This is a genomic window from Achromobacter sp. SD115 (assembly GCF_017355315.1).
Lineage (GTDB): Bacteria > Pseudomonadota > Gammaproteobacteria > Burkholderiales > Burkholderiaceae_B > Achromobacter > Achromobacter xylosoxidans_B.
The window spans coordinates 1-16,956 of the sequence record NZ_JADIJM010000005.1 but is presented as its reverse complement, the minus strand read 5'-3'; the positions used below and the strand labels follow the sequence as shown (position 1 = coordinate 16,956).

General features: G+C 66.3%; 14 protein-coding genes. 11 read left to right on the top strand and 3 right to left on the bottom strand.

From position 1 onward, the window contains the following. Positions 1–17: 17 nt before the first annotated feature. The 8 genes from IPU70_RS08690 (at position 18) to IPU70_RS08655 (ending at position 8,762) form a co-directional block, all read left to right on the top strand. The gene (locus IPU70_RS08690) at positions 18–1,184 is read left to right on the top strand and encodes a substrate-binding protein (protein ID WP_207466550.1); all 1,167 of its coding nucleotides are present in this window, start codon (positions 18–20) and stop codon (positions 1,182–1,184) included. 53 nt (positions 1,185–1,237) lie between these two features. Then, on the top strand, positions 1,238–2,071 hold the full coding sequence (locus IPU70_RS08685) for a branched-chain amino acid ABC transporter permease (RefSeq protein ID WP_207466548.1): 834 nt from the start codon (positions 1,238–1,240) through the stop codon (positions 2,069–2,071). Next, positions 2,064–3,884: an ATP-binding cassette domain-containing protein gene (locus tag IPU70_RS08680; protein WP_207466546.1), complete on the top strand. Its 1,821-nt coding sequence runs from the start codon at positions 2,064–2,066 to the stop codon at positions 3,882–3,884. Before IPU70_RS08685 ends, IPU70_RS08680 begins: the two co-directional genes overlap by 8 nt. Beyond that, positions 3,881–4,597 (top strand): ABC transporter ATP-binding protein, encoded by a 717-nt coding sequence (locus tag IPU70_RS08675; RefSeq protein WP_207466544.1) that lies wholly within the window; start codon positions 3,881–3,883, stop codon positions 4,595–4,597. The genes IPU70_RS08680 and IPU70_RS08675 overlap by 4 nt, the downstream gene beginning before the upstream one ends. A gap of 61 nt (positions 4,598–4,658) precedes the next feature. Continuing rightward, positions 4,659–5,822, top strand: coding sequence for a transporter substrate-binding domain-containing protein (locus IPU70_RS08670; protein ID WP_207466543.1), 1,164 nt, complete (start codon positions 4,659–4,661; stop codon positions 5,820–5,822). Positions 5,823–5,824: 2 nt separating this feature from the next. After that, positions 5,825–6,460 carry an ANTAR domain-containing response regulator gene (locus tag IPU70_RS08665; RefSeq protein ID WP_207466541.1) on the top strand — a complete coding sequence of 212 codons (636 nt, stop codon included), beginning with the start codon at positions 5,825–5,827 and terminating at the stop codon, positions 6,458–6,460. A 33-nt stretch (positions 6,461–6,493) separates the two neighbouring features. After that, positions 6,494–7,993 carry a M81 family metallopeptidase gene (locus IPU70_RS08660; protein ID WP_207466539.1) on the top strand — a complete coding sequence of 500 codons (1,500 nt, stop codon included), beginning with the start codon at positions 6,494–6,496 and terminating at the stop codon, positions 7,991–7,993. A gap of 37 nt (positions 7,994–8,030) precedes the next feature. After that, complete coding sequence (locus IPU70_RS08655; RefSeq protein WP_207466537.1) at positions 8,031–8,762, top strand: pseudouridine synthase; 732 nt, start codon at positions 8,031–8,033, stop codon at positions 8,760–8,762. 85 nt (positions 8,763–8,847) lie between these two features. Here the strand turns inward: IPU70_RS08655 and IPU70_RS08650 are convergent, their stop codons facing one another. Then, positions 8,848–9,753 (bottom strand): LysR family transcriptional regulator, encoded by a 906-nt coding sequence (locus IPU70_RS08650; RefSeq protein WP_207466984.1) that lies wholly within the window; start codon positions 9,751–9,753, stop codon positions 8,848–8,850. 272 nt (positions 9,754–10,025) lie between these two features. Here IPU70_RS08650 and IPU70_RS08645 point away from each other — a divergent pair, with 272 nt between their 5' ends. Genes IPU70_RS08645 through adeC form a run of 3 tightly spaced genes read left to right on the top strand, consistent with a single transcriptional unit; the run spans position 10,026 to position 15,869 of the window. Beyond that, positions 10,026–11,210 (top strand): efflux RND transporter periplasmic adaptor subunit, encoded by a 1,185-nt coding sequence (locus tag IPU70_RS08645; protein ID WP_207466982.1) that lies wholly within the window; start codon positions 10,026–10,028, stop codon positions 11,208–11,210. A 13-nt stretch (positions 11,211–11,223) separates the two neighbouring features. Further along, positions 11,224–14,406: an efflux RND transporter permease subunit gene (locus IPU70_RS08640; protein ID WP_207466535.1), complete on the top strand. Its 3,183-nt coding sequence runs from the start codon at positions 11,224–11,226 to the stop codon at positions 14,404–14,406. Further along, a complete protein-coding gene (gene adeC / locus IPU70_RS08635) occupies positions 14,403–15,869 on the top strand; it encodes an AdeC/AdeK/OprM family multidrug efflux complex outer membrane factor (RefSeq protein ID WP_305827142.1) in 1,467 nt (488 codons plus the stop codon). The genes IPU70_RS08640 and adeC overlap by 4 nt, the downstream gene beginning before the upstream one ends. Positions 15,870–15,939: 70 nt before the next feature. Here adeC and IPU70_RS08630 read toward each other — a convergent pair whose 3' ends face one another. Next, the gene (locus tag IPU70_RS08630; RefSeq protein ID WP_013393352.1) at positions 15,940–16,191 is read right to left on the bottom strand and encodes a GlsB/YeaQ/YmgE family stress response membrane protein; all 252 of its coding nucleotides are present in this window, start codon (positions 16,189–16,191) and stop codon (positions 15,940–15,942) included. A gap of 132 nt (positions 16,192–16,323) precedes the next feature. Further along, entirely contained in the window at positions 16,324–16,938 is a 615-nt protein-coding gene (locus tag IPU70_RS08625) for an SCO family protein (RefSeq protein ID WP_207466979.1), read from the bottom strand. Positions 16,939–16,956 lie beyond the last annotated feature (18 nt).

The window sequence follows — 16,956 nt, the reverse complement described above, 5'->3', positions numbered from 1 at the left end:
CCCCAAGGAGAAAACCCATGAAGAGCCTATTCAATAGCTGCCGCATCCGCCTGTCGTTTATCGCACTGCTTACCGCCGCGGGCGGCGTCCATGCCGCGGAACCGCTGCGCATCGGCGTGCCGGTCGGCCTGTCCGGCGCCAATAGCGTGGTCGCGCCTGGCGTGGTGCAGGCCTCGCAACTGGCCGCCGACGAGATCAACGCGGCCGGCGGCATCCTGGGTCGCCAGATCGTGCTGGAGATTGCCGACGACGCCTCGGGCGCGGTCGGCGCGCAGAAGGCCTACGACACGCTGGTGTTCCAGAAGAAGGTCGACGCCATCATCGCCATGGAAACCAGCGCGGCGCGCAATGCCGCGCTGCCCATCGTGTCGCGCGGCAAGGTGCCCTATATCTACACCTCGTTCTACGAGGGACGCTCCTGCAACCGCTGGCTGCACGTGAACGGCTGGGTGCCCGAGCAGCAGGTGGCGCCGGTAGTGGATCACTTCATGCAGGACCGCAAGGCCAAGACCTTCTTCCTGGTCGGCAGCGACTACGCCTTCGGCCGCGGGATGCTCAAGTTCACGCGGGAATACATCGAAAAGCAGGGCGGGCGCGTGGTGGGCGAGGAATACCTGCCGATCGACGGCTCCGACTGGACGCCGGTGGTGTCCAAGATACGCTCAGCCAACCCGGACGCGCTGATCAGTTCGACAGCCGGCGGCGGCCCCAATGTCAGCCTGGCCAAGCAGGTCAAGGCGGCGGGCCTGTCCATGCCCTACGGCAACCTGGCGATCGACGAGGGTACCGCCAAGACCATGGGCGAGACGGCGGTGGGCATGTATATGTCGGCCTCGTATCTGACCAGCATCGATACGCCTCAGAACCGCAAATTCCTGGACGGCCTGAAGGCGAAGTTCGGCAACGACGCCAAGACCGCCAACGAATTCTCCGCACCGCAGTATGAAGCCTTCTACCTGTACAAGGCGGCGGTCGAAAAGGCCGGCGGCACCGATGCGCCCAAGGTGGTGCAGGCGCTGAGCGCGGTCACGTTCGACGGCCCGCGCGGCCCCGTGACCATGGACCGCCAGCGCCACGCGGCGCTGACCATGCGCCTGGGCCAGGTGCAGCAGGACGGCTCCATCAAGATCCTGCAGACCTTCGACAAAGTCGATCCGGGCGCGCAATGCCCCGACTTGAAGTGACGATTGCGTCATGACACGCGCCGCCGGCCATGCCGGCGGCGCTGGAGACCGATATGGGTTTGCTGCTGGACATCCTGAGCACGGCCGCCATGCTGTTCATCGTGACGGCCGGGCTGATGATCATCTTCGGCGTGATGAAGATCGTCAACTTCGCGCATGGCGCGATTCTCACGCTGGGCAGTTACGCCAGCCTGGTGGTGACGCAGCTGGGGCTGAATCCCTGGCTGGCGCTGCCGTTCGCCCTGGCGGTGGGCGTGCTGGTGGGCATGGGCGTGGAGCGCCTGATCGTGCAGCCGCTGTACAAGCGGCCGCTGGATGCCATCCTGGCTACCTGGGGGTTGGGCATCGTGATCGGCCAGCTCATCACGATGGCGTTCGGGCGCGAAGTGAAGTTCGCGGATTCGCCCATCCATGGCGCCGTGTCCTTCCTGGGCATCGAGTATTCGGCATACCGGCTGTTCCTGTTGCCGGCGGCGCTGCTGATATATGCCGCGATGACGCTGCTGCTCAGCGGCACGCGCTTCGGGGTGCGGACCCGGGCGGTGATCATGAACGAGGACCTGGCGCGCGGCCTGGGCATCAACGCCGAGCGCATCCGCTTCACCACTTTCGGCCTGGGCGCGGGGCTGGGCGCGCTGGCCGGCGCGCTGATCACGCCTTTGTCCAGTGTCGATCCGAACATGGGACTGCCCTGGCTCGTCAGCGCCTTCATGCTGGTGATGGTGTCGGGTCATTCGATTACCGCGCTCATGCTGACCTGCCTGGTCTACGGCGCCTGCCAGGTGCTGGTGAGCGTCTACGTCAGCCCGATCCTGGGTGGCGTCACCATCGCCGTGCTGGCCGCGCTGACGCTGCGCCTGCGTCCCCAAGGATTCGCCCATGACTGATCGCGCATTGACTCAACAGACGCTGGCCGGCAGCGCCGCCGATTCGGCGCGGACTGCGCGCAGCCGCAGCCTGCTGGGCCTGGCCGGGCTGTGCCTGGTCCTGACGGCGGCGGGCCCCTGGCTGTTCGATACTTACATGCTGAACGTGCTGATCAAGGCGCTGTTCTTTGCCGTGGCGGCGGTGACCGTGGACGTGTTGTGGGGCTACACCGGCTACCTGACCTTCGGCCAGTCCGCCTTTTTCGGCGTGGGGGCCTATGCCGCGGGTCTGGCTTTTACGCACTACGGATTCTCGCCGGCGATAGCGGCCCTGGCCGCCCTGGCGGCCGTGGGCGCCGCGGCGCTGCTGGCGCTGGTGACCGGCTGGCTGTCGTTCTACCGCGGCGCTTCGCCGTTCTTCGCGACGGTGATCTCGCTGGTGCTGCCTATCGTGCTGATGCAGTTGGTGCTATCTGGCGGGACCTTTACCGGATCGTCGTCCGGCCTGACCGGCTACGAGACCTTCGACCTGTCCCTGGAGGCCTGGTATGTGATCGCGGCGGGCGGCTTGTCTGTGGTGGCGCTGCTGGCCTGGGTGGTGGTGCGCAGCGATGGCGGCCGTATTCTGGTGGCGCTGCGCGACAACGAGGCGCGCTGCAGCTATCTCGGATTGAACACCGCGCACTGGCGCATTGCGCTGCTGGTGGCCTGCGGCGCGGTGGCCGGCCTTGCGGGCTTTGGCTACGGCGCGTTCAGCGGCGTGGTGGCGCCCGAGCTCACGGGCTTCGTCTTCGGCACGGAGCTGATCATCTGGGTGGCGCTGGGCGGACGCGGCACCATCTGGGGGCCGGTGCTGGGAGCCATCCTCATCAATGTCGCGGGTTCCTATCTCAGCGGCAACATGCCGTTCGTCTGGCAACTGCTGCTGGGCGTGACCTTCGTCCTGGTGATCCTGTTGTTGCCGCGCGGGCTCCTGCCCCTGCTGACGGCGCCCTGGCGCGGACGGGCAGCGAAGGCGGCCACGCCCGTGCTGGGCGAACGGGCCGTGCCGCCCCGGCAAGCGGGCGGCTCAGCCCGCGCCTTGAGCCTGGCGGGCGTGTCCAAGCACTTCGGCAGCCTGAAGGTGCTGGAAGGCATAGACCTGCAAGCCAGCGGTGGCGAACTGGTCGGGCTGATCGGCCCCAACGGCGCCGGCAAGACCACGCTGATGCGCTGCATTGCGGACGGCGCCGAACGGTCGCAGGGCAGGCTGGAACTCTACGGCCACGAGGTGCGGCGCGATGGCCCGGAGCAATGCGTGCGCCATGGGCTGGGCCGCAAGTTCCAGAACGCCAATGTGTTCGACACGCTGACCGTGGCCGAAAGCCTGCGCATCGCCACCACGCTGCGCGAGCGGCCGTCGTGGTGGCGCCGCGCGCCCGCGCTGGATCTGCCGCCCTATGCGTTGGAAACGCTGCGCGTGACTGGCCTGGACCAGTGCCTGGAAAGCGTGGCGCGCGACCTCTCGCACGGGCAACAGCAGGCGCTGGAACTGGCGATGGTGCTGGCGCTGGAGCCGGGCATCGTGCTGCTGGATGAACCCACTGCCGGGCTGAGCAAGGCCGAGCGCCTGCAGATAGGCCACGTGCTGTCGTCGCTGGCGCACCGCTACGGCCTGTGCTGCCTGCTGGTGGAGCACGACCTGGATTTCGTCAAGGAAATCGCGACGCGCATCGTGGTGCTGCACCAGGGCCGCATCGTCATGGACGGCGGATTCCGCGAGGTCGTGGAGTCCGAACTGGTGCGCACCATCTACGCCGGCAGCGCGCAGGCCGCGCAAGGAGCAGGGCAATGACGACCATCGCGGCGCCGGCGTTGCGCCTGGAAGAGGTGTCCAGCGGCTACAAGAGGGCCATGGTGCTGCACGACGTGTCGCTTGCGGTCGATCGCGGCACCTGCGTGGCCCTGCTGGGGAAGAACGGCATGGGCAAGAGCACCTTGCTCAAGACGATCATGGGCTATCTGCCCAAGCAGCGGGGCCGCATCAGCGTGGGCGGGGTGGACGCGACCCGGCTGCGGCCGCACGAAGTGGCGCGTTGCGGCGTGGCCTACGCGGCCCAGGAGCAGCCGCTGTTTCCCGACCTGAGCATCCGCGACAACCTGCGCCTGGGCCTGCCGCGCGAGCAGCTCTTCGATGAACGCTTTGCCGAGATCGCCGAACTGTTTCCGGTATTCACGACCCGCTTGCGCCAGCACGCCGGCACCTTGTCGGGCGGAGAGCAGAAAATGCTGCTGGTGGCGCGAGGGCTGATGCAGCGACCCGCGCTCTTGCTGCTGGACGAGATCACGGAAGGGCTGCAGCCCTCGGTGATCGAGCGCCTGGGCCGCGCGCTGAACTGGGAGCGCGAACGGCACGGCACGACGATGTTCATCGTGGAGCAGAACGTGGCATTCGCCCTGGACGTGGCCGACCGCTACCTGGTGCTCAAGCAGGGCAGCATCGTCGACGAAGGCGAGACTGGCGCGCCCGGGGCTGCGGGCAATATCATTGCTCATCTCAAAGTATGAAGGCCATCCGGCCCAAATTTTCCATGATGCACGCGCGTAGTACCTGCCCAAGGATTCCATCATGAGCACGCTCCATGACAAGGACGCGGACCGGCCAGGCTGGCGCATCGGCGTGCTGTATTCGCGCAGCGGCGTCACCGGCACCACGGAATCGCAGCACTTCTTCGGCACGGTGCTGGCGGTCGAAGAGATCAACGAACTGGGCGGCGTGCTGGGCCGGCCGTTGGCGCCGGTGGCGTATGACCCGCGCAGCGACGCCGAGGAGTACCGCCGCCTGGCGGCGCGCCTGCTGCTGGACGATGAAGTCAGCGTCATCTTCGGCGGCTGCACTTCGCACTGCCGCAAGGCCATGTTGCCGGTGGTGGAGCGCAGCAATTCCTTGCTGTGGTATGGCTCGGTGTACGAAGGCTTCGAATACTCGCCCAACGTCATCTACACCGGCGCGGCGCCCAACCAGGGCAGCATGCAGTTGGCGGCCTACCTGATCCAGAACTGCGGTTCGCGCATCTTCCTGGTGGGCGCGGACTACATCTATCCGCGCGAGACCAACCGCATCATGCGCGAAACCGTCGAGGAACACGGCGGCGAGATCCTGGACGAAACCTATCTGCCGTTGGGCTGCGATGACAGCGAAATCAACGATGTTGTCGCGGACATCCGCCGCATCCAGCCCGACGTGGTGTTTTCCACCCTTATCGGCGCCGACGCGCAGCGCTTCTACCAGCGCTATCACGAGGCCTGCCAGGCGGAGGGCACGGCAGCCTCGCATATCCCCATCGCCAGCTTGACGATGGCGGAATCGGAGGTGGCGGAGATCGGGCCGCAGCGCTGCGTCGGCCATATCACTGCGGCGACCTATTTCAACACGGTGGACACGCCCGCCAACGCGCATTTCCTGGCTCGCTGGCGCGCCCGCTTCGGCGATCATCCCGCCAGCGTCTATGCGGAGACCTGCTACAGCCAGATGCACCTGTTCGCGCGCGCCTTGCAGCGCGTGGGCAGCATGGACACCCGCAAGCTGGTGCAGGCGGTGCACCAGGTGCAGTTCGACGCGCCAGACGGGCAGATGTCCGTGCTGGCGGAGAACAATCACAGCGTGCTGACGCCGCGCATCGGCGTGTGCCGGGAGGACGGGCGCTTCGACATCGTCTGGGAAAGCGACGAACCGGTGAAGCCAGACCCGTACCTCACCGCGTTCGGGTTGGACGAGTTTTGGTTGAAATAGCCATGGACCATAGCCTACGCCGCCTCTACGAGGACTTGCGCAGTGTGGCCGTCGCCGTGGTGTATCCGCCGGGCGAGGACCGCGATCTGCTGGTCGAGCAGCTCAAGCGCATCGGTTGCCGCATCCATTTGCACTGGCCGTTTCCGGATGGGCCGCCCGCCGGGGTGGACGTCATCTTTTTCCAGGTGTCGCAGTGCGGCCGCAACAGCGCCGCCTGGACCGCCAGCGAGGTCGAGGCCACCCTGATCGCCTTGTCCGAGTACGAAACCCCGACCACATTGAAACAGCTGCTCAAGACCAACGCGCATGGCGTGCTGACACGGCCGTTCCGCTCGGCGGGCGTGCTCAGTACGCTGGTGCTGGCGCGTTCGGCCAAGCAGTTCCAAAGCCGGCAGCAGTCCAAGATCAACAAGCTGGAAAACACGATCAAGGCGCGGCGCGTTGTCGAAAAGGCCATCCGCGTGCTGATGGACCACCAGCGCCTGGACGAGCGCGCCGCCTATGAGCACATGCGGACCCGGGCGACGGGCCTGCGCGTGAGCGTGGCGGAAGTGGCCGCGATGATCATCGAGGCCAGCGAGGCCATGGAAAAACTCGGCCTGGGGGCCTTGCGCCCAGGACCGCCCCAGAACAACTGAACGCACTGAATGCGCATGCCGAGGAGCCGGACAATGAAGGTCATGATCGCCCGCCTGAACCACGAGACTAATACGTTCTCGCCGGTGCCCACGCCGCTGTCCGCGTTCGGCAATGACGGTCCCGCTTTCGGCGCCCAGGCCTACGCGGAAAACAAGGGCAAGCGCACGGCCATGTCGGCCTTCATCGATATCGCCGAGGCCAACGGCGCGACCGTGGTCACGCCGGTGTCCGCCACCGCTTATCCCAGCGGCCGGGTGTCGGCGGAGGCCTATAGCCAGCTGTGCGACGCGATCGTGGCCGGCGCGCGGGGCTGTGGCGCCATCCTGCTCGATCTGCACGGCGCGATGGTGGCCGAGACCACCGACGACGGGGAAGGCGACCTGCTGGAACGCCTGCGGCGGCGCACGCCGGATGTGCCCATCGCGGTGGCGCTGGACCTGCACGGCAACGTCACAGCCAAGATGATGGCCAACGCCGACGTGATCGTCAGCTTCAAGACCTATCCGCACGTGGACATGTACGAGACCGGCGAGCATGCCGGGCGCATCCTGTATGACTGGCTCAACGGCGGCCCGCGCCCGGTCATGGCGTGGCGGCGGTTGCCGCTGATGACCCACACGCTGCGCAGCGCCACGGCCCAGGGGGCCATGCGCAATGCGGTGCAGGCCGCCCGGCGGGCGGAAGCGGACGGCTCGCTGGGCGTCTCCGTGCTGGCGGGCTTCGCCCTGGCCGACATTCCCTATCCGTGCCTGAGCGTGGTCGTGGTGGGCTCGGGAGGGAAAGAGCAGGCGGAACGGGTCGCAAGCGAGATGGCAGAGGCCATCTGGGCCGAGCGCGACGGTTACTTCTACGACAGCGAGCCCCTGCGCGAGTCACTGGCGCGCGCGGCGGAACTGGCCCGCGGCGCGGATAAGCCCGTGCTCCTGCTGGACCATGGCGACAACTGCATGTCTGGCGGCACCTGCGACACCATGGAGGTGCTGATGGAGGCAATCGACGCCGGCCTGACAGGCATCATCGCGGGGCTGTATTGCGACCCCGAGGCAGTCGAGGCCCTGGCTGCGACGGGAGAGGGCGGTGAAATAGAGCTGCCGGTGGGCAACAAGCGGCCGATTCCCGCCATTGGCCGCCCGGCGGCGCCCGTGCTGCTGCGCGGGGTGGTCCGGGCCGTGACCGATGGCGAATATGTCATTACCGGCCCGACCTATACGGGGCAGACGGCATGCATGGGCCGCAGCGCGGTACTGGATATCGGCGCCGCGCAATTGGTGATCACCGAGAGAACCCACGAGCCCTGGGACCTGGGCGTGTTCGAGAGCATGGGGTTGGATCCACGCCAGGCCCGCTTTGTGCTGGTGAAGTCGCGCATGTATTGCCGGCCGGTATTCGAACCCATCTCCCAGGCGCTGGTGGAGTGCGCCAGCGAGGGCGTCACGAGCTCGGATTTCGCGCTGTTTCCCTATCGGCGCCGCAGCTCACCGCTCCATCCGCTGGATCCCATGGCGCCTGCGGACTACCATCCGGCGGCCTGAGGCAGGGGCAGCATGGCGTCCGCATACAATACCGGCCATGGAAAAAGTACGTATCTCCAAGCTCATGTCCGAGCGTGGCCTGTGTTCGCGCCGCGAGGCCGACACCTATATTGAACGCGGCTGGGTCCGGGTCGATGGCGTGGTGGTGTCCGAACTGGGCGCCCGGGCCTACCCCGACCAGGTCATCACGCTGGAGCGCGCCGCGCAGGCGCGCCAGACCTCGCGCGTCACCATCCTGATCAACAAGCCGGTGGGCTACGTGTCGGGGCAGGCCGAAAAGGGCTACACGCCCGCCGTGGCCCTGATCGACTCCCGCTCGCGCTACGCCGGCGATCGCGCGCCGCAGCGTTTCGAGCGGGCGCACCTGGACGGGCTGGCCGTGGCCGGCCGCCTGGACATCGACTCGCAAGGCCTGCTGGTGCTGACGCAGGATGGCCGCATCGCCAAGCAGCTGATCGGCGAAGATTCCAGCGTGGACAAGGAATACCTGGTGCGGGTACAGGGAAATCTGTCCGACAACGGGCTGGCGCTGCTGAACCACGGCCTGTCCCTGGACGGCAAGGCGCTCAAGCCGGCCCAGGTGCGCTGGCAGAACAGCGACCAGCTGCGCTTCGTGCTGCGCGAAGGCAAGAAGCGCCAGATCCGCCGCATGTGCGAGCTGGTCGGCCTGAAGGTGATAGGCCTGAAGCGCGTGCGCATCGGGCGGGTGTCGCTGGGCGACCTGCCGCTGGGGCAGTGGCGTTATCTGCGCGAGGACGAGCGCTTCTAGGGGCTTTCCTGCGGTCTGATTATCCTGATTTGCCGACAGGTGTTGTCGGTCGTCCTAAATTTTTCAGTCTGTTTCCGACGCCGGCTTATTGCATGAAAGCAGGAGTATTCTTCGCCTGCCCGCTGTCTCCCAGGCGCTCCATCAGGAATTCGATGAAGATCCTGGTCTTGGCGGGCAGCAGCCGCGTCTCCGTTACCGCGTAGACCGGGAACGGCCCCAGTTGCCAATCGGGCAGCACACGCTGCAACTGGCCGGACTGCTGTTCGGCGGACTGGTCGCCCAGCAGGACCACGATGCCTGCGCCCAGCAACGCGAGGCGCCGGGCCATGGCTACCCCGTTGACGGAAAAGCGGTTGCCGGGCGTGAATTCGATGTGCTGGTGGCCGTCGGTCAAGGGCCAGCGGGTCACCTGTCCGGCGCCCTTGGCGCGGAACTCTATGCACTCGTGGCGGGTCAAGTCGCTGGGATGCTGCGGTTCGCCGTGCTTCTCCAGGTATTCGCGCGAGGCGTATAAATGGGCCGGCAGCATGCCCAGCAGCCTCGCAATCTGTGACGAATCGGGCAGTTCGCCGATTTCGATCGAAATATCGCAGGTCTGGAACACGCGCTGCGCGTGGTCCGGATTGGCCAGGTCCAGGAAAAACGTGACGTCGGGGTAGCGGCGGGAAAATTCCATGAACGATTCAGCCAGGAAGTCCGTGCCGAAATCCGCGGGCATATTGACCCGCAGCGGCCCGGCCGGCGTATCGACCAGCTTCTGCAGTTCCTCATGGGCGATCTGCGCCTCGGCCACGATGCGCTGGCAGCGATCGAAGTACAGCCGGCCGGCGTCGGTCAGTTCGACCTTGCGGGTGGTGCGGCTGAGCAACCGCAGGCCGACCGAGCGCTCCAGTTCGGCCACCTGGCGGGACAGCGTCGATTTCGGCACGCCGAGCACCGCGGCGGCGCGGCTGAAGCTGCGCGTCTTGGCGACTTCGACGAAAAGTTCCATGCCTTGCAAGCGTTTCATGGCGGAATTTTGTCATATTCAATGGTGAGGCCATTGTCCCATAATTGGAATGATGTTTTCTCTTCATGCCCCTTTGTTTCTGGGGCGGGATAACGCAGAATGCGAGTTCTGCAATGCAGCAATGCGACAAAGCCCAGCCTGCGTGTTCGAGGCAAATCCACCCAATCGATGCGCGCGGAACGCAAACATGCGATCCGGGGCGGGCTTTTTTTTTGTTGAAATCGGGAATGCAATCTATGGATAAGAAAAGCGCTATGTGGCGCAGCGCGGCGGTCGTCACGCTGACGGCATCGGCTCTCACGCTGGCCGCTTGCGGCAAGAAGCAAGACGCTCCCCAGGCGGGCAAACCCCAGGTAACGGTCGTGACGCTCGCCACGCAGCCCGTTTCGCTGACCACCGAACTGCCCGGCCGCACCTCGCCATTCCGCGTGGCCGAAGTGCGTCCCCAGGTCAACGGCATCGTCCAGAAGCGCCTCTTTACGGAAGGCGGCGAGGTCAAGGCGGGCCAACAGCTCTACCAGATCGATCCCGCCCTCTACCAGGCCAGCCTGGACAGCCAGAAGGCCGCGCTGGCGCGCGCCCAGGCGCAGCAGAAGACCGCTGCGCTGCTGGCCGAGCGTTACAAGCCGCTGGTCGCCACCCGCGCGGTCAGTCAGCAGACCTACGACAACGCCGTCGCCGCGCGCGACCAGGCCGCCGCCGACGTGCTGTCGGCCAAGGCGGCGCTGGATACGGCCCGCATCAACCTGGTCTACACCAAGGTGCTGTCGCCCATCGACGGCATCATCGGCCGTTCCGCGGTGACCGAAGGCGCGCTGGTGACGGCCAACCAGACCACGGCCTTGGCCGCGGTGCAACAAATCGATCCCATCTACGTCGACGTGACCCAATCCACCGTCCAGCTGCTGCGCCTGCAGAACGCGCTGGCCAGCGGCCAGTTGAAGAAGGCCGATGGCGAGCAGGCCGCGCTGGTGACGCTGACCCTGGAAGACGGGTCGCAATACAGCCAGCCGGGCAAGCTGCAGTTCTCGGAAGTCACGGTGGACCAGGGCACGGGCTCGGTTACCTTGCGCGCGGTGTTCGCCAACCCGGACCGCCGCCTGCTGCCGGGCATGTTCGTGCGCGCCCGCCTGGCCGACGGCGTGGCCGCCGACGGCCTGCTGGTGCCGCAACGCGGCGTGACGCGCAACCAGCGCGGCATTCCGACGGCGTTGGTGGTCAATGCCAAGAACCAGGTCGAATTGCGTGAACTGAAGACCGACCGCGCCGTCGGCGACAAGTGGCTGGTCACCGACGGCCTGGCCGCCGGCGACAAGGTCATCGTCGAAGGCTTGCAGATGGTGCGCCCGGGCGCGGAAGTCGTCGCCACCGAAGCCAGCGCAGCCGCGCAACCGGCGCAGCAGCCGCAAGCAGCCGCCGCGGCGGCCAAGCAGCAGTAGTCAGGAGCCTTGCATGGCAAAGTTTTTTATCGATAGACCGGTCTTCGCATGGGTGATCGCGATCGTGCTGATGATGGCCGGCGCGCTGTCCATCCTGAAGCTGCCGGTCTCCCAGTATCCGAACATCGCGCCGCCGGCCATCGGCATCGCGGTGACCTACCCGGGCGCGTCCGCGCAGACCGTGCAGGACACCGTGGTGCAGGTGATCGAGCAGCAAATGAACGGCCTGGACGGCCTGCAGTACATCTCCTCGGAAAGCAACTCCGACGGCAGCATGTCCATCACCCTGACCTTCACGCAGGGCACCAACCCTGACACCGCGCAGGTCCAGGTGCAGAACAAGCTGTCGCTGGCGCAACCGCTCTTGCCGCAGGAAGTGCAGCAGCAGGGCATCCGCGTCACCAAGGCCACCAAGAACTTCCTGATCGTGGCGGGCTTCGTGTCCACCGACGGCTCGATGACCAAGGACGACCTGGCCGACTACGTCGCCTCCTACGTCCAGGATCCCATCAGCCGCACGCAGGGCGTGGGCGACTTCCAGCTGTTCGGCTCGCAATATGCGATGCGCATCTGGCTGGATCCGGCCAAGCTCGTCAACTACGGCCTGACCACGGTCGACGTCGTGGCGGCGATCAAGGAACAGAACGTGCAGGTGTCGTCCGGCCAGCTCGGCGGCCTGCCGTCCGTGCGCGGCCAGCAACTGAACGCCACCATCATCGGGCCGTCGCGCCTGGAGAAGCCGGAAGACTTCGGCCGCATCCTGCTCAAGGTCAATGCCGACGGTTCGCAGGTGCGCCTGAGCGACGTGTCCACCATCGAGCTGGGCGGGCAGACCTATGCCATCGACAGCTTCTACAACGGCAAGCCGGCCTCGGGCCTGGCAATCAAGCTGGCGCCGGGCGCCAACGCGCTGGATACGGCGCAGGCGGTGCGCGACACCATCAACAACCTGAAGCCCTACTTCCCGGCGGGCATGGACGTCGTCTACCCATACGACACCACGCCCTTCGTCAGCCTGTCGATCCATGAGGTGTTCAAGACGCTGATCGAGGCCATCATCCTGGTGTTCCTGGTGATGTACCTCTTCCTGCAGAACTTCCGCGCCACCATCATCCCGACGCTGGCGGTGCCGGTGGTGCTGCTGGGCACGTTTGGCGTGCTGGCGGCGTTCGGCTATTCCATCAACACCCTGACCATGTTCGGCATGGTGCTGGCCATCGGCCTGCTGGTCGACGACGCTATCGTGGTGGTGGAAAACGTCGAGCGCGTGATGGCCGAAGAGGGCTTGTCGCCCAAGCAGGCCACCCGCAAGTCCATGTCGCAGATCACCGGCGCTCTGATCGGCATCGCCATGGTGCTGGCGGCCGTGTTCATTCCCATGGCCTTCTTCGGCGGCTCCACGGGCGTGATCTACCGCCAGTTCTCCATCACCATCGTGTCTTCCATGGTGCTGTCCGTGATCGTGGCCATCGTGTTCACGCCGGCCTTGTGCGCGACCTTGCTCAAGCCCATTCCCAAGGGCCATCACGGCTCCAAGAAGGGCTTCTTCGGCTGGTTCAACCGCATGTTCGACCGCAGCAGCCATGGCTATGCCAACACCGTCGCTCGCGGCCTGAACCGCACCAAGCGCCTGATGGTGGTGTACCTGGCGCTGGTCATCGCCATGGGCTGGATGTTCACCCGCATTCCGACCGCGTTCCTGCCGGACGAGGACCAGGGCATCCTGTTCGCCCAGATCCAGACGCCCGCCGGCGCCACGGCCGAAAGCACCAAGGCCGTCATCGACGAGGCCACCAAATACCTGCTGAACGAGGAAAAGGACGCCGTCACCTCGGTGTTCGCGGTCAACGGCTTCAACTTCGGCGGCCGCGGCCAGAACGCGTCCATCCTGTTCATCAAGCTGCGCGACTGGGAAGAACGCGGCGACGCCCGCCTCAAGGCTGGCGCCGTGGCGCAGCGCGCCAACGCGCACTTCGCCAAGACCGAACGCCGCGCGCAATTGTTCGTGGTGCCGCCGCCCTCGGTGATGGAACTGGGTAACGTCACCGGCTTCGACTTCCAGCTGATGGACCGCGCCGGCGTGGGCCACGAGAAGCTGCTTGCCGCGCGCAACCAGTTGCTGGGCGAAGCTGGCAAGAGTCCGGTGCTGCGCGGCGTGCGCCCCAACGGCATCGAAGACGCGCCGCAGTACCAGCTGGACATCGACCGCGAGAAGGCGCGCGCCCTGGGCGTGGCCGTCTCGGACATCAACAGCACGCTGGCCACTGCCTGGGGTTCGTCGTACGTCAACGACTTCATCGACCGCGGCCGCGTGAAGAAGGTGTTCGCGCAGGGCGAGGCTTCCTCGCGCATGCTGCCGGAAGACTTGAACAAGTGGTACGTGCGCAATAACGCCGGCGACATGGTGCCGTTCTCGGCATTCGCCAAGGCCACCTGGAGCTATGGTCCGCAGAAGCTGAACCGCTACAACGGCGTGCCGTCGTACAACATCCAGGGCCAGGCGGCGCCGGGCTACAGCTCGGGCGCGGCAATGGAGGAAATGGAACGCCTGGCGGCCAAGCTGCCGGTGGGTGTGGGCTTTGAATGGACCGGCCTGTCGTTCGAGGAACGCCTGTCCGGCGCCCAGGCGCCCGCGCTCTACGCCATTTCGCTGATCGTGGTGTTCCTGTGCCTGGCGGCGTTGTACGAAAGCTGGACGATTCCGTCGGCGGTGATGCTGGTGGTGCCGCTGGGGATCATCGGGGCCTTGCTCGCTACCCTGGCGCGGGGCCTGTCCAACGACGTGTACTTCCAGGTGGGCCTCTTGACTACCATCGGCCTGGCGGCCAAGAACGCCATCCTGATCGTGGAGTTCGCCAAGGAACACTACGAGCAGGGCGCCAGCCTGACGGAGTCGGCCATCCACGCCGCGCGGCAGCGCCTGCGCCCCATCCTGATGACGTCGCTGGCATTCATCCTGGGCGTGACGCCGCTGGCGATCTCGTCGGGCGCGGGTTCGGGCAGCCAGAACGCGATCGGCACGGGCGTGATCGGCGGCATGCTGACCGGCACCTTCCTGGCCATCTTCTTCGTTCCGGCCTTCTTCGTGATCATGCTGCGCGTCTTCAAGGTCAAGCGCATGAGCGAAAACGTCGACGAGCACGACACCAGCGCCAATGGCACGCAGGGCGTCTCGACGGAGGGCCAACCGCAATGACATTCCCGATGAGAACCTTGCTGTCTGTTTCCCTGGCGGCGGCCCTGGCGGGCTGCTCGCTGGCCCCCACCTACGAACGGCCGGACGCGCCGGTCGACGCGGCCTATCCCACGGGCCCGGCCTACCAGGCGGCTCAGCCCGCCGACGCGGGCGGCCTGATGACGGCCGACATCGGCTGGCGCGATTTCTTCGGCTCGGATCCGCTGCTGCAACAACTGATCGAACAGTCGCTGGCGAACAACCGCGACCTGCGCGTGGCGGCCTTGAACGTCGAAGCGGCGCGGGCCCAGTACCGCATCCAGCGTGCCGACCTGATGCCCAGCGTCGGCATCGCCGGCCAGGAATCGGCCCAGCGTTCGCCGGCCGACCTGTCGGCCAGCGGCCGCGCCACCACCAGCCATAGCTACCAGGTCGGCGCCGCCATGTCGGCCTGGGAGCTGGACCTGTTCGGACGCATCCGCAGCTTGAGCGACAAGGCGCTGGAATCCTATCTGGCGCTGGATGAAACCCGCACGGCGACCCAGCTGACGCTGATCGCCGAAGTGGCCAACGCCTACCTGACCCTGCGCGCCGACCAGGAACTGCTGAGCCTGACGCGCGAGACGCTCAAGAGCCAGCAGGATTCCTTCAAGCTCACGCAGCAGAGCTATGACCAGGGCCTGTCGACGTCGCTGGACCTGAGCCAGGCGGAAGTGTCGCTGCGCACCGCCGAGCGCAACCTGTCGCAGTACACGCGCCAGGCCGCGCAGGACCGCAATGCGCTGGTCCTGCTGGTGGGCCAGCCGCTGTCGCCCGAGATGACGGCGGCGCTGGACAACGCGGTCAGGCTGGACGACGGCATGCTGCCGACCACGCTGCCCGCCGGCCTGCCGTCGGACCTGCTGGCGCGCCGCCCGGACATCCGCGCGGCCGAGCACCAATTGAAGGGCGCCAACGCCAACATCGGCGCGGCGCGCGCGGCGTTCTTCCCGACCATCAGCCTGACCGGTTCGGCCGGCACCGCCAGCGCCAGCCTGGGCGGCCTGTTCGAAGGCGGTTCGGGCGCCTGGAGCTTCGTGCCTCAGATTACGGTGCCGATCTTCGCGGGCGGCTCGCTGCTCGCCGGCCTGGATCTGGCCAAGGTGCAGAAGAACATCCAGGTCGCGCAGTACGAGAAGTCGATCCAGACCGGCTTCCGTGAAGTGGCAGACGCCCTGGCCGGGCGCGGCACGCTGGACGAGCAGATCCAGGCGCAGCAGCTCCTGGTGGCCGCCAACCAGCGTGCCTACGACGCCTCGGACCAGCGTTTCCGCCAAGGCATCGACGACTACCTGAGCGTGCTGGATTCGCAGCGCTCGCTGTACACGGCGCAGCAGGCCCTGGTCGATACGCGTCGGGCCAGGCTGTCGAACCTGGTCACCTTGTACAAGGTGCTGGGCGGCGGCTGGACCGAACGCACCGTGACCGCCCAGGCCCAGCAGTAAGGGCGGGCGGGCAATAAAAAACGGGCCGATCGAAAGATCGGCCCGTTTGCATTCCTGATCCAGCAGGGCGTCAGGCGCGCTTCTTGGCGATCAGGCCCACCACGAACAGCACGACGATCGCGCCGACGACCGAGCCGATCCAGCCTGCGGGTTCGCCCGGGGCGTACCAGCCCAGGGACTGGCCCAGGAAGCCGGCGACGACCGAGCCGACGATACCCAGGATGGTGGTCATGATGATCCCCATGTTCTGGTCTCCGGGCATGATGGCGCGGGCGATCAGGCCCACGACGAACCCGACGATGATCATGATGATGATGCTCATGCGCGTACTCCTTGCTGGAAGTAAAAGGGGGCAGTGTGGCTAGATGATACTCATGCCCCGCGCGCAGCGGCTGTAACAACTGGTGTATGGGGCGCGCAGGCAACATTCCGCCGCGCGACGCCCCGCTGACGCTCAGGAGGTCAGGTCGATCAACTGGCGTACATCCTTGGTCATGGCCTCGATGCTGTCGGTGTCCGAAGCCAGCAATCGCGCCTTCCCATCTTTGTCGAATATATACACGCCGCGGCTGTGCGTGACTTCGTACATATCGGCGTCGTCGCCCGGACGCGGCTTCTCGATCTGGTAGGCCACGCGATAGCGGCGCGCCAGGTCCGCGATCTGCTTTTCATCGCCGGTCACGCCGATCGCGTTGTTGTTGAAGGCGTTGACGTAGGCTTGCAGGATGTCCGGCGTGTCGCGGTGCGGGTCGACGCTGACGAACAGGATGCGCACATCGCGGGCCTTGTCGCCCAGGTTCTGCAGCACGGCCGTCAACTGCGCCATGGTGGTGGGGCAGACGTCCGGGCAGCTGGCGTAGCCGAAGAACAGCAGCACCGTCTTGCCCTTCAGGTCGTCGCTGCTGATCGTCTTGCCGCCCGCGCCGGGCAGCGAGAACTTCAGGTCGGGCAGGTGTCCCTTGACGTTGTACAGGGTCCAGTCGACGTTCCTGTCGCCGCAGGCAGCGAGAAACACGCACAGGGTCAGCAGCAGGCCGCGCAGGGCGCGGCCGGAAATGAGATGTCGCATGAGTCCAAGGGCCGGTAG

Coding starts and splice junctions, on each gene's coding strand:
- IPU70_RS08690 (WP_207466550.1), top strand. CDS start 18: ATGAAGAGCCTATTCAATAGCTGCCGCATCCGCCTGTCGTTTATCGCA.
- IPU70_RS08685 (WP_207466548.1), top strand. CDS start 1,238: ATGGGTTTGCTGCTGGACATCCTGAGCACGGCCGCCATGCTGTTCATC.
- IPU70_RS08680 (WP_207466546.1), top strand. CDS start 2,064: ATGACTGATCGCGCATTGACTCAACAGACGCTGGCCGGCAGCGCCGCC.
- IPU70_RS08675 (WP_207466544.1), top strand. CDS start 3,881: ATGACGACCATCGCGGCGCCGGCGTTGCGCCTGGAAGAGGTGTCCAGC.
- IPU70_RS08670 (WP_207466543.1), top strand. CDS start 4,659: ATGAGCACGCTCCATGACAAGGACGCGGACCGGCCAGGCTGGCGCATC.
- IPU70_RS08665 (WP_207466541.1), top strand. CDS start 5,825: ATGGACCATAGCCTACGCCGCCTCTACGAGGACTTGCGCAGTGTGGCC.
- IPU70_RS08660 (WP_207466539.1), top strand. CDS start 6,494: ATGAAGGTCATGATCGCCCGCCTGAACCACGAGACTAATACGTTCTCG.
- IPU70_RS08655 (WP_207466537.1), top strand. CDS start 8,031: ATGGAAAAAGTACGTATCTCCAAGCTCATGTCCGAGCGTGGCCTGTGT.
- IPU70_RS08650 (WP_207466984.1), bottom strand. CDS start 9,753: ATGGAACTTTTCGTCGAAGTCGCCAAGACGCGCAGCTTCAGCCGCGCC.
- IPU70_RS08645 (WP_207466982.1), top strand. CDS start 10,026: ATGTGGCGCAGCGCGGCGGTCGTCACGCTGACGGCATCGGCTCTCACG.
- IPU70_RS08640 (WP_207466535.1), top strand. CDS start 11,224: ATGGCAAAGTTTTTTATCGATAGACCGGTCTTCGCATGGGTGATCGCG.
- adeC (WP_305827142.1), top strand. CDS start 14,403: ATGACATTCCCGATGAGAACCTTGCTGTCTGTTTCCCTGGCGGCGGCC.
- IPU70_RS08630 (WP_013393352.1), bottom strand. CDS start 16,191: ATGAGCATCATCATCATGATCATCGTCGGGTTCGTCGTGGGCCTGATC.
- IPU70_RS08625 (WP_207466979.1), bottom strand. CDS start 16,938: ATGCGACATCTCATTTCCGGCCGCGCCCTGCGCGGCCTGCTGCTGACC.